Here is a 20,083-nt window from a genome sequence, read left to right on the forward strand (position 1 = left end):
GCGGCACCCGATCTCGACTTGTCAGGAGTTCCCGTGTCCCAGACCCTCCCGTCCGGCTCTTTGAGCGGCAAGACCGCCCTCGTCACCGGCTCGTCGCGCGGCATCGGCGCCGACACGGTCCGCTACTTCGCCGAGGCCGGCGCGAACGTCGTGATCAACTTCCGCAACAAAGCGCCGCGGGCCGAGAAGCTCGCCGCGCAGCTGCGCGAGCTGGGCGTCGAGGCGCTGGTCGTGGGCGCCGACCTCACCGATCCGGCGTCGGTGCAGGCGATGTTCGACGAGGTGGAGCGGACGTTCGGTGGGCTCGACGTTCTCGTCCTCAACGCCTCGGGCGGCATGGAGTCGGGGATGGCCGAGGACTACGCGCTGAAGCTCAACCGCGATGCGCAGGTGAACGTCCTCGAGACCGCGTTGCCCCTGCTCCGCGAGGGCGCGCGGGTCGTGTTCGTCACGAGCCACCAGGCGCACTTCATCCGCACGACCCCGACGATGCCGGAGTACGAGCCCGTCGCTCTCTCCAAGCGCGCCGGTGAGGACGCCCTGCGCGAGCACATCCCTGCTCTGGAGGAGCGCGGTATCGGCTTCACGGTCGTCTCGGGCGACATGATCGAGGGCACGATCACGGCGACGCTGCTCGAACGTGCGAACCCGGGCGCGATCGCGGCCCGTCGCGAGGATGCCGGCAGGCTCTACAACGTCGCGGAGTTCGCGGCCGAGGTCGCCCGCGCAGCCCTCGACCCGGTGCCCACCGACAACACCCGCCTGGTCGGAGACACGGACTCCTTCGGCGACGAGTGAGCAAAGCTCTCGCCCTGTGAAGGGAGAGGGGCCCGGATGCCATGGCATCCGGGCCCCTTCTCCTTGTTCGGTGTCTCAGGCGGTCTTGCCGAACTGAATCGCGCGGACGATCTGGAACACACCGAGGACGAGGAGCGAGGCGCCGAGAAGGATGAACAGCGTGACCGCGCCGAGCAGCGGCGAGAACAGCAGGACGACGCCGGCGAGGATGCTGATGATCGCGAAGAAGATCGTCCAGCCGCGTCCCGAGCCGTGGCTCAACGTCGTGAGCGAGACCACGCCCTCGATGATCCACAGGATGCCGACGAGGGTGCCGACGAAGACGCCGAACCACGCAGTGGTGGCCGGGAGGTTCGCGAACGAGAAGATGCCCGCGAGGATGAACAGCACGCCGAGGACGATGTAGCCGATCCGCGCCCAGCCGGAGCGGAAGAAGATGCCGATGCCGATGTTCACCAGGCCGGCCACGATGACGTAGACGGCGATGATCCCCACGGCGACCTGGGCGGTGCGCCCGGGCCACAGGAGGATGAGCAGACCGACGATGAGCGAGACCGCACCGCTGACGGCCAGGGCCGTGCGCACGGCCCGCACGGCGGGCGTACTGGACGAAGTAGTGGTGGTCATGGCGAGCCTTTCCTGAGTGAACGCTGAACGCTTCGACCCTCACGATAGACCCTGCCGGAATCGGTGTGGGGGAGCGGCTTCACCCCAGTAACAGAGCGACTCCGAAGAGCACGGGAAGACACCCGATGGTCGAGATGAACACCACGTCGCGAGAGAGGATCTCGCCGACGCCGTAGCGCTGCGCGAAGTTGAAGACGTTCTGCGCCGTCGGCAGCGCGGCGAGCGTCACGACGATGAAGACCTGCTCGGCGGGCAGCGAGAAGGCGATCGCCACACCCCAGGCGATGGCCGGCATGACGACGAGCTTCAGCGCGGACGCGATGACGACATCGATGCGGCGTCCGGGCTCGGTGAGCACGCGCTGACCGTACAGGGACATGCCGTACGACATGAGCAGGATGGGAACGCACGCCGCGGCGAAGAACGCCAGGGGATCCATCACGATCGGCGGCAGATGGATGCCGAGCACGGCGACGAGCACGCCCAGCGCCGATCCGATGAGCATGGGGTTCTTGGCCGTCTGGGTGAGGATACGGCGGGGGGAGCGGGAGCCCGAGGTCGCGGCATCCAGGATCGCGAGCGCGATCGGCATGAGCACGAGGAGCTGGAAAAGGATCACGGGAGCCGAATACGCCGCGTCGCCCAGCATGTAGAGCGAGATCGGAATGCCGATGTTGTTGCTGTTCACCTGACCGGCCGACAGGGAGCCGATGACCGTCTCGGCGGTCGGGCGGCGCAGCAGGAACCGGGAGATCAGGGCGTAGCCGGCGAGGATGATGGCGGCCGTGATCATCGATACCGGCAGCAGCGCGGAGAACAACGTCTTCACATCCGCGCGGGCCAGGACGACGAACAGCAGGAACGGCGAAAGGACGAAGTACGTCAGGCGGCTCAGCACTGGCCGGGCATGCTCGCCGAGGAGATCGATGCGGGCGATGACGTATCCGACGATCACGGCCAGTCCGATGACGGCGAAGCCCGTTAGGATGCCGCTCACGCCGGTGCACCCGGCGGGCAGGCCCACGCGCCGCGCGGGCGACGTCGCGATTCCATCAATCCGAGCCTAGCCGTGCGACGCTGCGGTTCCGGGAGCGGAAGAGTCGTCATCCACCGAGGTGGTCGGCGGCACCTCGCAGCTGCTCGGCGAAAGCGACCGGATCGTTCTTTCCGAGACGAACCCTCTCGGGCAGGACCGAAGCGAGATGAACGAACTCGTAGAAGCGCAATCGCCGGGTGAGGGACCCGTCAGGATCGGCGAGTGCGCCGTAGCCGTCCGTCTCCCAGAACGACGTGCGCTCGTCCTGCTTCGCGAGGGCCATTCGGATGGTCCAGTCGTAGGCCGGATCGCCCCAAGAACTGCGGTCGAAGTCGAGCACCCCCGTGATGACCGGTCGCCCGCCCTGATCCTGCAGCAGGGTATTGACGATCCATAGATCACCCGACAGCAGGGATGGCGTCTCCACCGAGTCGAAGAGGCTCATGTGCTGAGCGAGCCACCGTTGAGCGTCACCGAGGGGCCGATTCGGGATGCGGGCACGATGGAGATCGACGGCGTACTCGTCCAGTTTGTGAGCCAGGTACTCGTGGAAGTGAGTGAACTTCTCGCCCACGTGGCTCCCGAAGAAGGTGCCCGAGATCGAGTGAATCCGGCGGGAGATGCGTCCCAGCTGTCGGTAGTACGCGCGCCAGGTCTCCCTGGGGAATCGCTTCAGTCCGTACGGACCCGCGGCGGACTCGCCTGAGGCTACTGACTGAAGCATCCAGTCCGCGTCGATGACGGTGTGGGTCCAATCGCACTCGATGATTTTCGGGACTAGTGGACCGAGTGCCGCGAACCATGGACCGGCAGCGTGTTCGTTGCGCATCAGCTGAGATTCGGAGGCGAACGGGACAGGCTCGGACGGAGCGATCCTGAGCACCAAGGATTCGCGGTTGGCGAACCGCAAGCGATAGACCCTGTTGAAGGACGAGAACCCCAATCGGTCAGCGCGCTCCAGCTCGGCCTCAGAGCCGAGCGCACGCCGGCAGATGCTGCTGACCTCGGTGAGTTCGGAGGAGGAGACGCGGGGAACCGGTGCGGTCACGAGTGTGTCCCTGGATCAGATGGTTCTCGCTTGGTGCGGTTTGCATCGTTCACAGCGGGAGGAGTCTTTCTACGTTCTAGACAAGATCGGGCTGGCTTTCCTCGCACGGATCGTACTCGTGACCGCGAAGACGTTCGCCCCCGACCACGCAGTGTCCCGCACGGGCGGCGTTCCTCGAGATGGGCCGCGGTACCGAACGACTGCATTGTCACCGGGTTGGCACCCCGTAAGGTATTGCGCCGATAATGCACATTATGTCAGTTTGAATGGGAGCACCCTCTCCCCGGATGGCCAGTGGTCAGACGTCGGCGGTCCGCAGGATGCGATCCACCAGGGCGGCGACGGCCTCCTCCGTGGAGACGCCGGTGTCGAGCGGGATCGTCAGGCGGTCGAGCATGAGGCCGTCGATCGCGTGATGCAGCAAGGCGATCTCGGTGCGTCCACCAGGCAGGCCCTGCGCGGCGTGGAACCTCACGTCCGCTTCGAACGCGCGCTGCCGCCACGCGCTCAGCGTCGCGGCTACCGTCGGTCGTCGAGTCGCTTCGAGCCGCAATTCGAACAGCGCGAGCGCTACGTGCGGGTCCCCCGTCAGTCGTCGCGCCACATCGCGCACGAACTCCTCCACGAGGCGTCGATCCCGTGGGCGCTCCGGCGAAGAATCGACGGCATCCGGGTCGGGCGTCAATCGCTCCTCGATGCGTTCCACGAGTGCGGCGATGAGATCGTCGCGGCCGGCGAAATAGTTCGACGTCGTACCCGTCGGCACGCCCGCCGCGACATCGACGGCTCGGTGCGTCAGGCCGCGCGCTCCGGCCTCGGCGAGCACTCGGATGCCGGTATCCATCAGCGAGTTCCGCCGGTCTGCATTGCGAGCCATGAGGAAATGATAGGGCAAACCACGACAGATGTTGTACTTTAATCACGACAGATGTCGTGAAAGAGGGAGATCATGCGCGAACTCGTGTACTACGTCGCCGCCAGCATCGACGGTTTCATCGCCGACGCCCGAGGGAGGTTCGACGCCTTCCTCGTCGAGGGGGACCACTCCTCCGTCCTGTTCGACGAATATGCGGATGCTCTCCCCGTCCACGCGCGCGATGCCCTCGGCATCCGTCGACCGCTCACGAAATTCGACACCGTCATCATGGGGTGGAACACCCTGCGACCGGCCCTGGATGCCGGCATCCCGAGTCCGTACCCGCATCTCCGGCAGATCGTCGCGAGCCGTCAGAATCGTTCGCACGACCCGCGGATCACCCTCACGAGCGATCCGGGCGGCGAGGTCGAGCGCCTCAAGCGCGAGCCGGGTCTCGACATCTGGCTGTGCGGCGGAGGAGAGCTCGCCGGGACGCTTCTCCCCCGGATCGACCGGCTCGTCATCAAGCGCAACCCGATCGTGGTCGGCGTCGGAATACCCCTCTTCTCCGGACGCGGCGACGGGATTCGTGCGTTCGAACGGGTGTCATTGCGACCGTTCGATTCGGGCGTGGTCGTCGAGGAATGGGTGGCCGCTGCGGCGCCCTGAAGTGCGCCGTGCGGAGACCGCGGGTCCGCGGATCACGTCAGGGACACGACGATCTTCCCGCTCCCGCTCTCGGCCAGGGCATGCGCCTCCTGGATGGAGGCGAGCGGCACGACGCGGTCGACGCGGGGAAGGTAAAGGCCCCGGCGGCCCAGGTCCGCGGCGTACTCGAGAAGTGCCGATTCGTTCGCCGCGTTCACGTGTCGAACGCCCAGGCGCGCCGCGCCCTGCGCGTCGACGACCGTGACCACGCGCGTCGTGTCGCCCACGATCTCGAGCAGATCGGCAAGCGACGGCGACGGCGCGGCATGGATCGCGGCGTCCACGCCTTGCGGTGCGAGGGCTCGCACACGGTCTGCCAGGCCGGGGCCGTATGGCGTCGGTTCCACTCCCGCCGCTGCCAACTGATCGTGCTTCGCCGGCCGTGCGGTGCCGACCACCCGCGCTCCCGCCGCGCGGGCGAACGCCGCCGCCGCGCTCCCGACCGCTCCCCCGGCGCCCTCCACGAGCAGCGTGCGTCCGTCGAGGTCGCCGAGCGCGAATACCGCACGCGCCGCCGTGGCCGACGCGAGACCCGCCGCCGCCGACTGCTCCACGGTCCAGTTCTCAGGGACGTCGCTCCATGCGGTCAGCACGGCGAACTCCGCGGTCGTGTCGCTCACGCCACCGAGGCCGAAGACGACGTCGCCGACGTTCGTTCCGGTGACGCCGGGCCCCACCTCGTCGACGACTCCGACGGCATCCCGGCCGGGAATCGCGGGGAGGGCCAGGGGCAATGCGGCCCGGAGGACACCGCCGCGCAGCAGGACGTCGATCGGGTTCACACTGGCGGCGAGGACTCGGATCCGCACCGCGCCGGGGCCGGCGTGCGGCTCGGCCGCGTCTTCGATGGAGAGCACCTCGGGGGTGCCGTATTCGTGGAAGCGTGCTGCGCGCATGAGGTCTCCGAGACGTCGCTGGGTGTCGAGGGGATCGGACCCCGTGGGTCCGCGTTCGAGGCCTACGCTATGACCTGACGTCAGCGTCAGGTTCAAATCGAAGGAGGACAGGGTGAAGATCGGTGAAGTCGCCGCGTCCGCCGGTGTCAGCGTCCGGGCGCTCCGCTACTACGAGGAACAGGGGCTCCTGCACTCCGAACGCACTCGCGGCGGGCAACGTGTTTATGAGGCCGGCGCCGTCGGCAGGGTGCGGTTGCTCCAGCAGCTCTATTCGGCGGGCCTGACGAGTTCGAAGATCACGGAGCTGCTGCCGTGCGTCGACGCGCCGTCCGAGCACACGACGGCGGCCTCCGTCGCCGTCATGCGCGAGGAGTATGCACGACTCTCCGCGCAGATCGACGAGCTCATCGCGGTCCGGGCCCAGCTCGGCCACATCCTCGAGGCGGCCAGTGCCTATCTCGACCAAGACAAGAGGTGACGGATGCCTCCCCCGCCGACGTGGGTGGGCTGCTCCTCGCGGCGAGAGGGCCGTGATCGATCGGACGCCTCCTCCCCCGTCACCGATACGCTGACGCGATGAGTTCCCCCCGACTCCCCCGCGACCGTCGCCGCACGACATCGATCGTGCTGTCGACCATTTCGCTGACAGCCCTGACATTCGTGCTGCTGTGGACCTTCGGTCTGAACGCGACGGTGTCGGGCGCGTCGAGCATGGCGGTCCTCCTGCCGATCGTGGTGTTCTGGTTCTCTTCGGTGATCTGGGGAATCACGGGCTTCATCGCGCTCGGACTCGGCGCGACGACGTCGCGCCCCGGACTCCCCTGCCTTTTGGCCGTCGGGGTGCTGCTCGAAATCGTCGTGGGACTCCTGTTGATCGCGCAGCTCTAGCGGATCCACTCCGACGTCACGCCGATGACCCGCGACCCGTCGAGGTCGCCGAGCGAGAGTCCGGCGAACCGGACGGCGGCCTCCGAAGTCTGCCACCGGAACTTCGGCGACTCGGTGGTGGCCGCCTCGATCACCGTTCTCGCGGCATCCTCCGCGGACTGCGCCTGAGCGAACGACGCGGTCGTGCGCTGGATGTAGGCGTCGAGCTGCGCCTGGTACGGGCCGCCCTCGTAGCGATCCACGGATGCCGTGAACGACGACGCGACCGCGGCCGGCTCTACGATCGCGACATCGATGCCGAAGGGCGCGACGACCGGCGCGAGCGACTGCATGAGCCCCTCGACAGCGAACTTCGCACCGCAGTAGGCGTCGGCGAACGGCTGCCCCACCGCTCCCCCGACGCTCGTGACGGTCACGATGCGACCGTGACCCCGCTCGCGCATCCCCGGCAACACCAGTCGTGTCAGCCGGGCGACGGAGAGGTAGTTCGTGTCCAGCTGCGCCTGGAGGTCGGCATCCGAGAGCTGTTCGAGGGTTCCAACGGCTCCGCGGCCGGCATTGTTGACCAGAACGTCGACGACGCCCAGGTCGGCGATGAGCGCCGCGGCGGCATCGGCGTCGGTGACGTCGAGCGCGCGGATGTCGAGGGTGACGCCCGCGGTGTCGGCTGCCTCGCGGAGCGCATCGGCGCGGGAGGTGTCGCGGACGGTCGCGACGACGGAGAGGCCGGCCCGCGCGAGGCCGATGGCCGTGTGCAGACCGATGCCGCTGGAGGTACCGGTGACGAGTGCGATGCGGGTCATGGCTCGACCCTAGACCCGGTCGCCGACACCGATCACGCGGTCGCGAGTTCTCCGATCAGCGCCTCGACCCGGCCCCGGATGTCGTCTCGGATCCGGCGGACCGCGTCGGCATCCTGTCCCGCCGGGTCGTCGAGCTGCCAGTCCTCGTACCGCTTGCCGGGGAAGATCGGGCACGCGTCGCCGCACCCCATCGTGATGACGACGTCGGACTCGCGGACGGCATCCACCGTGAGGATCTTCGGGGTGTTCCCCGCGATGTCGATGCCCTCCTCGGCCATGACGTCGATCGCGACGGGGTTGATCTGATCCTTGGGCTCGGAGCCGGCCGAAAGAACGTCGATGCGGTCGCCCGCGAGGTGCTGCAGGTAGCCTGCGGCCATCTGCGATCGACCGGCGTTGTGGACGCAGACGAACAGGACGGTGGGACGGGACATGGGATTCTCTCTCGGGGTCAGGCGGCGCGCACGTGCGGCAGCAGGGCGTCGATGCGGTGGGAGATCTCGTCGAAGGCGGCCTCGAACGCGTCGGGCGTGCCGACGCGGACGGGGTCGGGGATCGACCAGTGCAGATCGGTGGATGCCAGCGTCTCGCGCGCGCGATCACACACCGTGATGCGCAGGTCGTCGGGTCGTTCCACCTGATCCAGAGTCTTCGGAATGGCCCCGGACAGGTCGAGTCCGTGCACGGCGGCGACGGCGACCGCGCCCGCGGCGACGCCGTCGGCGGGCATGGTCCCGGCAGAGGCGGTCTCCATCGACGTGCGCGCTCGCCAGAGGTGCTCGGCGAGTTGCGAGCGGGCGGAGTTCGCGGTGCACACGAACACGACCCGCGGAGCGCGGAGGGCTGCGTCGCGCCCCTCCGCGGGCAGGGCGTCCGCGACGAGACGCACGTAGCTGCGGCGACCGTCGCCCTCCGACCGGCGGCGCTCGATCAGTCCCGCCGCATCGAGGGCTTTGAGGTGGTGTGCGAGGAGATTGGATGCCATCCCGAGCCGCTCCCCCAGCTCGTGCGGCGACAGGTCGCCGAGCGCGAGCAGGTCGACGACGCGCAGCCGTGCGGGTTCCGCCAGCGCGGCATGCCGCGCGGCGCGGAGTTCGAGAGGGGCGGAGGACATCGCCTCAATAGTGGTTGAGTTAGATGCGATTCGCAACTCCCGTAGTCCTGCGGTGTCGGACGTCACCGGTACCGTGCGGGGCATGACGCGCACGATCTTCCATACCGCCACGACCCTCGACGGATATCTCGCGACCACCGACGACACGCTCGACTGGCTCTTCGCCGTTCCCGGCAGCGACGAGGCGGAGGCGGCGTTCGGCGGTTTCCTCTCCGGGGTCGGCGCGCTCGTGATGGGTTCGGCGACATACGAATGGCTTCTCCGCCACGAGCGGCTCCTCGACGAGCCGGAGAAGTGGGCGGGGTTCTACGGCACGCGGCCGACCTTCGTCTTCTCATCGCGCTCACTGCCGCCCGTGCCGGGGGCCGACATCCGTCTGGTGTCCGGCGGTGTCCAGGCGCAGTGGGAGTCGATCCGGGATGCCGCTGCCGACGGCGACGTGTGGATCGTCGGCGGCGGCGACCTCGCCGGACAGTTCATCGACGCGGGGGTGCTCGACGAGATCCGTCTCTCCGTCGCGCCGGTGACCCTCGGCTCGGGGAAGCCGCTCCTCCCCCGGGTGCTCGGTGCCGACCGGCTGACGCTGGTGGACGCGAAGCGCGCGGGCCAGTTCGTAGAGCTCGTCTACGCGGTGGGCGGGACGTCCGAGGCCTGATCCCGTTCCGGCAGCGGAGTCAACGTCGTCCAGCCGCCTCCGAATTTCGCTGCGCGTCCGTCGCCCGACGAGGTCCCCGTCAGGCGTCGGCGCACCCACGGTGCGACGTGCTCGCGGTAGTACGCCGTGCCCTTCAGTCGCTGGATCTCGGGGATCTCCGGAAGGTGCCACCACTCGGCCGGCGCCGTAGCGCCCACCGATTCCAGCACGCGGGCGGCGACACGGTGATGACCGCGGGCGTTCATGTGCAGGCGATCGACGGACCAGAAGTCGCCACCGGCGAGCTCGCGGTCGAACCAGTTGTATGCCGTGATGACGTCGGGGCGGCTCCGCAGCCGCGCTTCGACCGCGTGCGACAGACGATCGCCCCGCGTCTGGACGACCCGGCCGAGCGGCAGCCCCGCGGACGGGTTCGCCCCGGACAGCACGATCAGCTGCACACCCTCCTCATCACATCGGCGCAGCACGTGATCGAAGACGTCGACGATCCGCTCGATGCCGGTGCGGGGTCGCAGCATGTCGTTGCCGCCGCCGTTGAACGAGAGGTGGGTCGGCTTGAGGGCCAGCGCCGGCTCCAGCTGCTCATCGACGATGGGCTGCACGAGCTTCCCGCGGATCGCGAGGTTCGCGTACTGGATCGGTTCGCCGATGGCATCCGCCCAGCCCTGCGCCGCGAGATCCGCCCAACCGCGGACGGTGCCGTCGGGCAGCTCGTCGCCGACGCCTTCGGTGAACGAGTCGCCGATGGCGACGAAGCGCACGGATGCCATCCGCTCAGCCTACGCGCGGGCGCCGGGGCCGAGGCGCGGCGCGGGGGCCCCAAACCGGGCAGCGGGCGCGCGCGCCCAACTCAGCCCTCGGCCAGCGCCCGGCCCCGCTCCTCGCGGAGGAACAGCGCGGCCACGACCGCGACGGCGAAGAACGCCGCGAACACCACGAACAGCAGCGGCGCACCGCCGAGACCCAGCAGCGGCGGAACGGTCAGCGGCGCGACGATGGAGGCGATGCGGCCCACGCCTGCGGCCCAGCCCGCGCCCGTTGCGCGCAACGGCGTCGGGTAGGTCTCGGGGGTGGCGGCGTACAGCGCGCCCCACGCGCCGAGGTTGAAGAACGACAGCGCCATCCCCGCGGCGATCACCGCGACCTCACCGGATGCCGTGCCGAACAACACCGCGGCCACCACCGACCCGGAGAGGAACGTCGCCAGCGTCGCCCGGCGCCCCCACGCCTCGATGAGCCACGCCGCGACGGCGTACCCGGGCAGCTGAGCGAGCGTGATGATGAGCGTGAAGCCGAAAGACCGCACCAGATCGTACCCCTGCGACACGAGGATCGTCGGGATCCAGATGAACGCCCCGTAGTACGAGAAGTTCACGCAGAACCACAGCACCCACAGCGCCGCGGTCCGGCCGCGGAGCGGTGCCGCCCACAGCGCGGATACCCGGGCGCGAGGCGCGGCATGCGTCGGGCCGGTCTCGGTCGGAGCGGGGGTGAACGACACTCGACCGGCAGCCGCCTCGAAGTCGCGTACGATCGCCGAAGCCTCGGCATCCCTCCCCCGGCTCGAGAGCCAGCGTGGCGACTCGGGCAGCCCCCAGCGCACGAGCAGCGCGTACGCGGCGGGGATCGCGCCGAGCGCGAACGCCCAGCGCCAGCCGTCGGCAGATGAGGGGACGACGAGGTAGCCGATCACGGCGGATGCCGTCCAGCCGATCGCCCAGAACGCCTCGAGGAAGACGATGACGCGGCCGCGCATCCGGGCCGGAGCGAACTCGCTCACGTAGGTCGACGCGACGGGCAGCTCCGCACCGAGGCCGAGCCCGACGATGAAACGGAGGATCAGGAGAGCCACGAGCCCGCCGACGAGCGCGCTCGCTCCCGTCGCCACGCCATAGACGAGGAGCGTGATCGCGAAGACGCGGCGCCGGCCGAACCGGTCGGCGAGCAGCCCGCCCAGGCTCGCGCCGATCGCCATCCCGGCAAAACCGGCCGACGCGATCCATGACGTCTCGGACGGCGCGAGCTGCCACTGCGCCGCGAGCGCGGCGATGATGAACGAGATGAGCCCGACGTCCATGGCATCCAGGGCCCAGCCGATCCCCGATCCGCCGAGCACCCGCGCGTGGCGGCGGGTGAACGGGAGAGCGTCGAGGCGTTCCGCGATGGCCGCGACGTCGGTCGAGGTGGTCACCGGATGCCGGCCGTCTCGGTCTCGGCGAGCATCTCGTGCACGAGCGGGAGGACGCGCGTGCCGTACAGCTCGATGCTCGACAGGAGCCGGTCGTGCGAGATCGATCCGCTGGCGAACTTCAGCTGGAAACGCGTGTTGCCCAGCGCCCGAACGGTCGCGGCGATCTTGCGGGCGACGGTCTCGGGCGAACCGATGTACATCGATCCCTCGGGGCCGACGTCGTGCTGGAACCGCAGGCGGTTGTACTCGGGCCACCCGCGCTCGCGGCCGATCGTGTTGTTGAGCTCGGCGACGCCCTCGTACGCCTCTTCCCACGCCTGCTGATCTGTAGCGGCGATGTGCCCGGGCGAGTGCACCGAGATCGGCATCTGCGGCTTGCCGAACTCTTCGAGCGACCGACGGTACAGGTCGGCGAAGGGACGGAATCGCGCGGACGAGCCACCGATGATCGCGAGGACGAGGCCGTAGCCGTACCGCGCAGCGCGAACCACCGACTCCGGCGATCCGCCGACGCCGACCCACGCCTTCAGCCCGTTCTCGGTCTTCGGGTACACGTCGGCGTCCTCGAGGGCGGCGCGCGTGCGTCCCGACCACGTCACCGGCTTCTCGTCGAGGAGCAGCGAGAACAGCTCGAGCTTCTCCTCGAAGAGCTGCTCGTAGTCGCGCAGGTCGTATCCGAACAGCGGGAACGACTCGATGAACGATCCGCGGCCGAGGATGACCTCGGCGCGGCCGTTCGACACGGCATCCAGGGTGGAGAAGCGCTCGAAGACCCGCACCGGGTCATCCGACGAGAGAACGGTGACCGCCGTGCCGAGATGAATGTTCTTCGTGCGGGCTGCGGCGGCGGCGAGGACGATCTCGGGGCTCGTGACCGCGAAGTCCTTGCGGTGGTGCTCCCCCACGCCGAAGAACGACAGCCCGACCTCGTCGGCGAGCACGGCCTGGTCGACGACGTTGCGGATCGTCTGGGCGTCGGACTGCAGGCTCCCGTCGGGTCCGCGGGAAATGTCTCCGAAGGTGTCGAGTCCGAGCTCGAGCGGGCGATCGTTCATGGCGTCTCCTTGCATTCGGATGAATGAACTTTATGCCCCCCGGCGGTATTCCCGAGAATCGGGGCGTCTCCTCGGGGAAACGCCCCGATCTCGATTCACGCGGATGCCAGAGCAGCCCGCAGTGTGTCGAGTCCGACGCCGCCGATTCCCAGCGCCTTCGTGTGGAACGCCTTCATCGAGAAGTCGGCGCCCTCTCTCTCGCGAGCCTCGTCGCGCACCTGCTCCCAGATGCGCTGGCCGACCTTGTACGACGGAGCCTGTCCCGGCCAACCGAGGTAGCGGTTGACCTCGAACCGGACGAACTCCTCGGGCATGTTGACGTTGCGCAGCATGAACGCGAGCGCGTAGTCGTGATCCCAGACGCCCTCGCCGTCCAGCCGTGGCTTGCCGAGGTGGACGCCGATGTCGAGCACGACGCGCGCTGCGCGCATGCGCTGCCCGTCGAGCATGCCGAGGCGATCGGCGGGGTCGTCGAGGTAGCCGAGCTGCTCCATGAGGCGTTCGGCGTACAGCGCCCAGCCCTCGGCGTGTCCGCTGGTTCCGGCAAGCAGACGCCGCCACGAGTTCAGCTGACCCCGGTTGTAGACGGCCTGAGCGATCTGGAGGTGGTGACCCGGAACGCCCTCGTGATAGACCGTGGTCAGCTCGCGCCACGTGTCGAAGCTGTCGACGCCCTCCGGCACCGACCACCACATGCGGCCCGGGCGCGAGAAGTCGTCAGTGGGACCGGTGTAGTAGATGCCGCCCTCCTTCGTGGGGGCGATCATGCACTCGAGGCGGCGGATCGGGTCGGCGATGTCGAAGTGGGTGCGCCCCAGCTCTTCCACCGCCTGGTCGCTCGTGCGCTGCATCCACTCCTGCAGGGCCGCGGTGCCGTGCAGCTTCCGCGACTCATCCTTCTCGAGGAACGCCACCGCCTCTTCGACGCTGGCGCCGGGGAGGATCTCGTTCGCGATCGACTCCTGCTCGGCCACCATGCGCGCGAGCTCTTCGACACCCCAGTCGTACGTCTCGTCGAGGTCGATGGTGGCGCCGAGGAACTGACGCGAGTGCAGGGCGTAGAGCTCGCGGCCCACGCCGTCGGTCTCGCCCGCGACGGGGGCCAGCTCGGACGAAAGGAAGGATGCCAGTGCGTCGTAGGCGACGCGCGCGGCACCGGCGTTCTGATCGAGGTCGCGCGCGAGCGACGCGGGCAACTGCCCCTCGTCGGGGCCCGCGTCCCCCACGAACTCGGCGAAGAAGCCGGTGTCGGCGGTGTAGCGCGCGATCTGGGTCGCGACCTCCGTCACCTGACGCCGTGCGGGGACCACACCCCGAGCGATGCCTTCGCGCAACGTCGCGATGTACCCGTCGATCGCCGCGGGCAGGGCCTTCAGACGCGTCGAGATCGTCGACCAGTCGTCGATCGTCGCGGTCGGCATGAGGTCGAACGCCTGCCGCAGGTCTTGAGCGGGCGAGGCGATCACGTTCACGTCGCGCAGGTGCGTGTTCGCGGCGTGGAGTTCGAGGTGCAGGTCGAGCTCGCGACCGAGGTCCATTCTCGTGACCTCGTCGATCGCGTCGACGGGAGTGGCGTTGTCGAGGGCTGCTTTGGTCGCCCGGGCTTGATCGGCGAGCTCGTTGGCGCCCTCCGGACTGTAGTCGCCGAAACGGTCGTTGTATTCCGTGCGTCCGATGTAGGTCGCGAGCGTCGGCACGCGCTCGGCCAGGGTGTCCACCCACGCGTCGGCGATCGTGTCGATCGCCGTGGGAGTGCGTTGTGCATCAGTCATAGGTCGAGCCTAGGCATGGGCCGGGGGCCTGACCACCCGGGGCGCCGACCGCCACCCCGAGGCCGGGGTCAGTGCCCGGCCTCGTCCCAGTCGCCGCCGCGACCGATCTGCACGTCGAGGGGCACGGAAAGGTCGGCGGCGTCGGCCATCCGGGCTCGGACGATGTTCTCCACCGCGTCCCACTCCCCCGGCGCGACTTCGACCACGAGTTCGTCGTGGATCTGCAGCAGCACACGCGAGCGCAGACCCGTGGATGCCAGTTCCTCGCGGATGCGGAACAGCGCGATCTTCATGATGTCGGCGGCGCTGCCCTGGATCGGGGCGTTGAGCGCGGCGCGTTCGGCGTTTTCGCGGAGCACACGGTTCATGCTCGTGAGGTCGGGGAACGGCCGCCGGCGCCCGAAGATCGTCTCGGTGTACCCGTCTTGCCGGGCCTGCTCGACCGATCCGCGCAGGTAGTCGCGCACGGCGCCGAACCGGGCGAAGTACTCCAGCATGAGCTGCTTGGCCTCGGACTGCTCGATCCGTAGCTGCTTCGACAGCCCGAACGCCGACAGCCCGTAGACGAGACCGTACGACATGGCCTTGACCTTGGTGCGCATGGCCGGCGTGACCTCCGACGGCTCGACCCCGAACACGCGGGAGCCGACGAATCGGTGCAGGTCTTCGCCGGAGTTGAACGCCTCGATGAGCCCGGGGTCACCGGAGAGGTGAGCCATGATGCGCATCTCGATCTGCGAGTAGTCGGCAGTCAGGAGCGTCTCGTATCCCTCGCCGACCTCGAACGCGGCGCGGATGCGACGGCTCTCCTCGGTGCGGATCGGGATGTTCTGCAGGTTCGGGTCGGTGCTCGAGAGGCGTCCGGTCTGGCTGCCGGTCTGCACGTATGTCGTGTGGACGCGGCCGTCGGGGCCGATCGCCGCGTCGAGGGCGTCGATGATCTGCTTGAGCTTGGTCGCTTCGCGGTGACGCAGCAGGAGGTCGAGGAAGGGGTGGTGCGCGTTCTCCTGCAGGTCGGCCAGCGCCGCGGCATCCGTGGTGTATCCGCTCTTGGTCTTGCGGGTCTTCGGCAGTTGCAGTTCGTCGAAGAGCACTTCCTGCAGCTGCTTCGGGGAGCCCAGGTTGACCTCGTGGCCGATCGAGGCATACGCCTGCTGCGCGAGCTCGTCGGCCCGTGCAGCCAACTCGCCGGAGAATCGCGCCAGCTTCTCATGCGAGACGGCGACACCGGCCAGCTCCATGTCGGCCAGGGCGCTGAGCGTGGGCAGTTCGATGGTGTCGAGCACCTCGGCCACGCGGCCCGGCAACTCCTCGCGCTGGGCATCCGACACCCGACGCACGTACCACGACAGCTGGCCGGGGGTGGCACCCTCGGTCTCGGGTACGAGCTGCGTCGGATCGGCCTCGGGAAGCTTCTCACCGAGGTAGCGGTCGACGAGGTCGGCCAGCGTCTTGTCGGGGAAACTCGGCCGCACGAGCCACCCCGCGAGGATCACGTCGTCGGCGATCCCTCCGACCTCGACGCCGTGGCGGGCGAGGGCCTTCAGCTGGGGCTTCGCGCCGGCGAAGGTCTTCGGGGCATCGGATGCCAGCCACCCGGCAAGAGCGTCGCGCACGGCGTCGGTCCAGTCGGCCTCGGCCGCGGAGTCCGCGGTTGCCAGGCCGATCCGCGATGGCGTTTGTCCGGCTAGATCCACCGTGACGCCGACGGTACCGGAGGCCGAGGTCGCCCAGGCGGCGATGCCCTCCGCGTCGAGAACGGCCGGAACCGGCGCGGTGGCCGTCGGCAGGGCCGGCTCGGCACCCGCGGCGGGATCGGCGCCGAACGCGTCGAAGACGCGCGGCAGGAGGGTTCGGAACTCGAGGCGGGCGAAGATGTCGCGCACGGCCTGGGTGTCGATGGGCTGCACGGCCAGATCGGCGGGCCCGAGGGGCAGTTCGACGTCGCGCAGCAGACGGTTCAACGCGCGGTTGCGCGTGACGTCGTCGAGGTGCTCGCGCAGGTTGTTGCCCGCGACGCCGGTCACCTTGTCGGCATTATCGAGCAGCGCCTCGAGCGAACCCCACTGCGTCAGCCACTTCACGGCGGTCTTCTCCCCCACCTTGGGCACGCCCGGGAGGTTGTCGCTCGTCTCGCCGACGAGTGCCGCGATCTCGGGGTACTGCGCGGGCGGCAGACCGTACTTCTCGATGACGGCTTCGGTGTCGTAGCGCTTGAGCTGCGACACGCCCTGCACGTTCGGGTACAGCAGCGTGATGTCGTCGTTGACCAGCTGGATCGTGTCGCGGTCACCCGAGCACACGAGCACGGAAAACCCCTCGGCGGAGGCCTCGGTCGCGAGGGTCGCCAGGATGTCGTCGGCCTCGACCTCTTCCTTCGTCAGCACGGGGACGTTGAGGGCGCGGAGGCAGTCCTGCAGGAGCGGGATCTGTCCCTTGAACTCGGCCGGGGACTCGCTGCGATTGGCCTTGTACTCGCTGTACTCCTTCGTACGGAAGGACTGCCTCGAGGTGTCGAAAGCGACCGCGAGATGCGTGGGTTTCTCGGCCTTCACCAGGTTGACGAACATCGACAGGAAGCCGTAGATGCCGTTCGTGTGCTGACCGTCCTTCGTGGAGAAGTTGTCGACGGGGAGGGCGTAGAACGCCCGGTAGGCCAGCGAGTGGCCGTCGACGACGAGGAGAGTAGGCTTTTCGGCATCCGTCACTCGTCCAGCGTAACGAGAACCACGGACACTCCCCCGGCCGCGGCCCTCGGAAGGCGACGATGACCTCGACGACACCCGACACCACGTCCGGACTCGACTGGGCGAAGCAGCGCGGCATGGGCGCCCTCGCCGAGAAGATGGGCATCGAGTGGGTCGAGTTCTCGATCGAGCGCTGCGTCGCGACGATGCCCGTGGAGGGCAACACTCAGCCCGTCGGTCTCCTCCACGGCGGCGCGTACGTCGTTCTCGGTGAGTCGCTCGGCTCGATGGCGGCCAACCTGCACGCCGGAGCCGGACGGCTCGCCGTGGGCATCGACATCAACGCCACCCACACCCGTTCCGCGACCTCGGGCGTCGTGACCGGCGTCTGCACGCCGATCCACCTCGGCCGCTCGCTCACCGTCCATGAAATCGCCGTCACCGACGAGCAGGGTCGCCGCTGTTCGACGATACGCATCACGAACATGATCAAGGACGCCCCGGCCTCCTGAGGCCGGAAACAGAAATGGATGCCACCGCGGTGGCATCCATTTCTCGTTGATCTGCGAGCGTCAGCCCTTCTTCGGGGCCAGCTGCTCGATGATGGCCTTCGCCACGTCCTGCATCGTGAGGCGGCGGTCCATGGACGCCTTCTGGATCCAGCGGAACGCCTCGGGCTCGGACAGGCCCATCTTCTCGTTCAGCAGGCCCTTTGCGCGGTCGACGAGCTTGCGCGTCTCGAAGCGCTCGACCATGTCGGCGACCTCGGCCTCGAGCGTGATGATCTGCTCGTACCGGGCCAGGGCGATCTCGATCGCCGGAAGCAGATCATTGGGCGTGAACGGCTTCACCACGTAGGCCAGTGCGCCGGCCTCGCTCGCGCGCTCCACGAGTTCTTTCTGGCTGAACGCCGTCAGCAACACCACCGGGGCGATGTGGTTCTTGCTCAGCTTCTCGGCCGCGCTGATGCCGTCGAGCTGCGGCATCTTCACATCCATGATCACCAGATCGGGGCGCAGCTCCGTGGCCAACTGGACGGCGGTCTCGCCGTCGCCGGCTTCGCCGACGACGTCGAAGCCGTTGTCGCGCAGGATTTCGACGATGTCGAGGCGGATGAGCGACTCGTCTTCCGCCACGACGACGCGACGGGGGGCGGTGGGCGCGCTCACCGGCGCGGCTTCGTGATCTGTCACGGTTCCATCCTATGGCTGAGTCTGCGAGGAGCACCGGTACGGCGACCTCGGAGTGCGGTGCTGTCCGGCACCGCGGGGGAAAAGGATATCGGGTCGACCCCGCGAAGGAGCCGACCCGTCATCGTGCCGGTGGTGGGATTCGAACCCACACGCCCTTTCGGACAGAGCATTTTGAGTGCCCCGCGTCTGCCATTCCGCCACACCGGCCGGTGTTTCGCTTCCCCAACCTACCTGGCGGGGAGGAGGCGACGCGCGCCGGCGGAACCGGCGCGCGTCGCCCGAGGGTCAGTTGTCCTTGTAGCCCGGAGCTGCGCCGTGCAGGGCGTCGCCCACGCGGTGCACGCGCAGGTCGTTCGTGGAACCGGCGATTCCGGGAGGGGAACCGGAGATCACGACGACCTTGTCGCCGACCTTCGCGAGGTCGTTCGACAGGAGGTGGTCGTCCACCTGGAGGAACATCTTGTCGGTGTGCGACACGTGCTCGACGAGCGTCGAGCGCACGCCCCACGTCAGCGCGAGACGGCGGCGGATGCCGGGCTCGGGCGTGAACGCGATCATCGGGATCGTGGAACGCAGGCGCGACATGCGGCGGGCCGAGTCACCGGACTCGGTGAACACGCACAGGTACTTGGCCTCGACGAAGTCGGCCACCTCGACGGCGGCGAGCGTGATCGCACCACCCTGGGTGCGCGGCTTGTTCGTCAGCGGAGCGATCCGCTCCAGGCCGTGCTCCTCGGTGGACTGCACGATACGGGCCATCGTCTCGACGACGACGACCGGGTACGCGCCGACGCTCGTCTCGCCCGAGAGCATCACGGCGTCGGCACCGTCGAGCACCGCGTTGGCGACGTCGCTGGTCTCGGCGCGCGTGGGCACGGGGTTCGTGATCATCGACTCGAGCATCTGGGTGGCCACGATGACGGGCTTCGCCATGCGGCGCGACAGCTCGACCGCGCGCTTCTGCACGATCGGCACAGCCTCGAGCGGGAGCTCCACACCCAGGTCGCCGCGGGCGACCATGATGCCGTCGAACGCGTCGATGATCTCTTCGAGGTTGTCGACCGCTTGCGGCTTCTCGATCTTGGCGATGACGGGGATGTAGCGTCCCTCTTCGCCCATGATCTCGTGCACGCGCTCGATGTCCGTGGCATCCCGGACGAACGACAGGGCGATGAGGTCGGCTCCCGCGCGCAGGCCCCAGCGCAGGTCGGCCTCGTCCTTCTCGCTCAGGGCGGGGACGTTCACGGCCACGCCGGGAAGGTTGATGCCCTTGTTGTTGGACACCGGTCCGCCGACGATGACCTTGGTGGTCACGACGGTGCCGTCGGTCTCGACGACCTCGACCCGGACCTTGCCGTCGTCGATGAGGAGGAAGTCGCCGGGACGAACGTCCTGCGGCAGCCCCTTGAAGGTGGTGCCGACGATCTCCTTCGTGCCGAGGATGTCTTCGATCGTGATCTTGAAGATGTCGCCGGGGGCGAGATCGTGGGGACCGTTCTCGAACTTGCCGAGGCGGATCTTGGGACCCTGCAGGTCGACGAGCGCGGCGACCGGGCGGCCCGCGTCTTCGGCCGCCTTGCGCACATTGGCGAAGTTGGCGTCGTGCACGGAATAGTCTCCGTGGCTCAGGTTCAGTCGGGCGACGTCCACCCCGGCGTCGATGATGGCGCGAACCATTTCATACGACGACGTGGCGGGGCCGAGGGTTGCGACGATCTTGGCGCGTCTCATCCGTTTTCAAGCTCCGTGAGGATAT

The 20,083-nt window shown here is 68.5% G+C and carries 21 protein-coding genes and 1 tRNA gene; 6 read left to right on the plus strand and 16 right to left on the minus strand.

What is annotated here, in order from left to right:
* Positions 1-33 precede the first annotated feature (33 nt).
* A complete protein-coding gene (locus AC3WLZ_RS07140) occupies positions 34-798 on the plus strand; it encodes an SDR family oxidoreductase (RefSeq protein WP_492469579.1) in 765 nt (254 codons plus the stop codon).
* A 75-nt stretch (positions 799-873) separates the two neighbouring features.
* Here AC3WLZ_RS07140 and AC3WLZ_RS07145 read toward each other — a convergent pair whose 3' ends face one another.
* The 4 genes from AC3WLZ_RS07145 to AC3WLZ_RS07160 all read right to left on the minus strand — a co-directional run bounded on the left by AC3WLZ_RS07145 (position 874) and on the right by AC3WLZ_RS07160 (position 4,386).
* The gene (locus AC3WLZ_RS07145) at positions 874-1,425 is read right to left on the minus strand and encodes an HdeD family acid-resistance protein (RefSeq protein ID WP_412924397.1); all 552 of its coding nucleotides are present in this window, start codon (positions 1,423-1,425) and stop codon (positions 874-876) included.
* A gap of 79 nt (positions 1,426-1,504) precedes the next feature.
* Complete coding sequence (locus AC3WLZ_RS07150; protein ID WP_492469580.1) at positions 1,505-2,422, minus strand: AEC family transporter; 918 nt, start codon at positions 2,420-2,422, stop codon at positions 1,505-1,507.
* A gap of 106 nt (positions 2,423-2,528) precedes the next feature.
* On the minus strand, positions 2,529-3,509 hold the full coding sequence (locus AC3WLZ_RS07155) for a phosphotransferase family protein (protein WP_492469581.1): 981 nt from the start codon (positions 3,507-3,509) through the stop codon (positions 2,529-2,531).
* A gap of 298 nt (positions 3,510-3,807) precedes the next feature.
* A complete protein-coding gene (locus AC3WLZ_RS07160) occupies positions 3,808-4,386 on the minus strand; it encodes a TetR/AcrR family transcriptional regulator (protein ID WP_492469582.1) in 579 nt (192 codons plus the stop codon).
* A gap of 72 nt (positions 4,387-4,458) precedes the next feature.
* Here AC3WLZ_RS07160 and AC3WLZ_RS07165 point away from each other — a divergent pair, with 72 nt between their 5' ends.
* Positions 4,459-5,034: a dihydrofolate reductase family protein gene (locus AC3WLZ_RS07165; RefSeq protein ID WP_412924400.1), complete on the plus strand. Its 576-nt coding sequence runs from the start codon at positions 4,459-4,461 to the stop codon at positions 5,032-5,034.
* Positions 5,035-5,066: 32 nt separating this feature from the next.
* On the opposite strand, the gene AC3WLZ_RS07170 is transcribed toward AC3WLZ_RS07165, so the two are convergent.
* Positions 5,067-5,969, minus strand: coding sequence for an NADP-dependent oxidoreductase (locus AC3WLZ_RS07170; protein ID WP_492469583.1), 903 nt, complete (start codon positions 5,967-5,969; stop codon positions 5,067-5,069).
* Positions 5,970-6,081: 112 nt separating this feature from the next.
* Between AC3WLZ_RS07170 and AC3WLZ_RS07175 the strand changes: the two genes are divergently transcribed.
* The gene (locus tag AC3WLZ_RS07175) at positions 6,082-6,447 is read left to right on the plus strand and encodes a MerR family transcriptional regulator (RefSeq protein WP_412924402.1); all 366 of its coding nucleotides are present in this window, start codon (positions 6,082-6,084) and stop codon (positions 6,445-6,447) included.
* A 98-nt stretch (positions 6,448-6,545) separates the two neighbouring features.
* Positions 6,546-6,857 carry a hypothetical protein gene (locus AC3WLZ_RS07180; protein ID WP_492469584.1) on the plus strand — a complete coding sequence of 104 codons (312 nt, stop codon included), beginning with the start codon at positions 6,546-6,548 and terminating at the stop codon, positions 6,855-6,857.
* Here the strand turns inward: AC3WLZ_RS07180 and AC3WLZ_RS07185 are convergent.
* The 3 genes from AC3WLZ_RS07185 to AC3WLZ_RS07195 are packed head-to-tail and all read right to left on the minus strand — an operon-like array spanning position 6,854 to position 8,774.
* Positions 6,854-7,660: an SDR family NAD(P)-dependent oxidoreductase gene (locus tag AC3WLZ_RS07185; RefSeq protein WP_492469585.1), complete on the minus strand. Its 807-nt coding sequence runs from the start codon at positions 7,658-7,660 to the stop codon at positions 6,854-6,856. The two genes, AC3WLZ_RS07180 and AC3WLZ_RS07185, sit on opposite strands and share 4 nt — an antisense overlap.
* Before the next feature lie 32 nt (positions 7,661-7,692).
* Positions 7,693-8,094, minus strand: a complete 402-nt coding sequence (locus AC3WLZ_RS07190; protein WP_412924406.1) for an arsenate reductase ArsC — start codon at positions 8,092-8,094, stop codon at positions 7,693-7,695.
* A 17-nt stretch (positions 8,095-8,111) separates the two neighbouring features.
* The gene (locus AC3WLZ_RS07195) at positions 8,112-8,774 is read right to left on the minus strand and encodes an arsenate reductase/protein-tyrosine-phosphatase family protein (RefSeq protein ID WP_492469586.1); all 663 of its coding nucleotides are present in this window, start codon (positions 8,772-8,774) and stop codon (positions 8,112-8,114) included.
* Between the two features lie 82 nt (positions 8,775-8,856).
* Here AC3WLZ_RS07195 and AC3WLZ_RS07200 point away from each other — a divergent pair, with 82 nt between their 5' ends.
* Positions 8,857-9,429, plus strand: coding sequence for a dihydrofolate reductase family protein (locus AC3WLZ_RS07200; protein ID WP_492469587.1), 573 nt, complete (start codon positions 8,857-8,859; stop codon positions 9,427-9,429).
* Here AC3WLZ_RS07200 and AC3WLZ_RS07205 read toward each other — a convergent pair.
* From AC3WLZ_RS07205 to polA, 5 genes are all read right to left on the minus strand, one after another.
* Entirely contained in the window at positions 9,399-10,199 is an 801-nt protein-coding gene (locus AC3WLZ_RS07205) for an SGNH/GDSL hydrolase family protein (RefSeq protein WP_492469588.1), read from the minus strand. The genes AC3WLZ_RS07200 and AC3WLZ_RS07205 overlap by 31 nt on opposite strands.
* 80 nt (positions 10,200-10,279) lie before the next feature.
* On the minus strand, positions 10,280-11,620 hold the full coding sequence (locus AC3WLZ_RS07210) for an MFS transporter (protein ID WP_492469589.1): 1,341 nt from the start codon (positions 11,618-11,620) through the stop codon (positions 10,280-10,282).
* Positions 11,617-12,675, minus strand: coding sequence for an LLM class flavin-dependent oxidoreductase (locus AC3WLZ_RS07215; protein ID WP_492469590.1), 1,059 nt, complete (start codon positions 12,673-12,675; stop codon positions 11,617-11,619). Before AC3WLZ_RS07215 ends, AC3WLZ_RS07210 begins: the two co-directional genes overlap by 4 nt.
* A gap of 95 nt (positions 12,676-12,770) precedes the next feature.
* Complete coding sequence (locus AC3WLZ_RS07220; RefSeq protein ID WP_412924412.1) at positions 12,771-14,447, minus strand: DUF885 domain-containing protein; 1,677 nt, start codon at positions 14,445-14,447, stop codon at positions 12,771-12,773.
* A gap of 68 nt (positions 14,448-14,515) precedes the next feature.
* Positions 14,516-17,155: a DNA polymerase I gene (gene polA, locus AC3WLZ_RS07225; RefSeq protein WP_492469591.1), complete on the minus strand. Its 2,640-nt coding sequence runs from the start codon at positions 17,153-17,155 to the stop codon at positions 14,516-14,518.
* Between the two features lie 59 nt (positions 17,156-17,214).
* Here polA and AC3WLZ_RS07230 point away from each other — a divergent pair, with 59 nt between their 5' ends.
* On the plus strand, positions 17,215-17,646 hold the full coding sequence (locus tag AC3WLZ_RS07230) for a hotdog fold thioesterase (RefSeq protein WP_412924414.1): 432 nt from the start codon (positions 17,215-17,217) through the stop codon (positions 17,644-17,646).
* Between the two features lie 60 nt (positions 17,647-17,706).
* On the opposite strand, the gene AC3WLZ_RS07235 is transcribed toward AC3WLZ_RS07230, so the two are convergent.
* From AC3WLZ_RS07235 to pyk, 3 genes are all read right to left on the minus strand, one after another.
* The gene (locus tag AC3WLZ_RS07235) at positions 17,707-18,327 is read right to left on the minus strand and encodes an ANTAR domain-containing response regulator (protein WP_022877510.1); all 621 of its coding nucleotides are present in this window, start codon (positions 18,325-18,327) and stop codon (positions 17,707-17,709) included.
* A gap of 124 nt (positions 18,328-18,451) precedes the next feature.
* A tRNA-Leu gene (locus AC3WLZ_RS07240) sits at positions 18,452-18,534 on the minus strand.
* A 78-nt stretch (positions 18,535-18,612) separates the two neighbouring features.
* Positions 18,613-20,058, minus strand: coding sequence for a pyruvate kinase (pyk, locus tag AC3WLZ_RS07245; RefSeq protein WP_412924415.1), 1,446 nt, complete (start codon positions 20,056-20,058; stop codon positions 18,613-18,615).
* Positions 20,059-20,083: the final 25 nt, after the last annotated feature.

It is taken from the genome of Microbacterium sp. FW305-3-2-15-F-LB2, assembly GCF_058787255.1.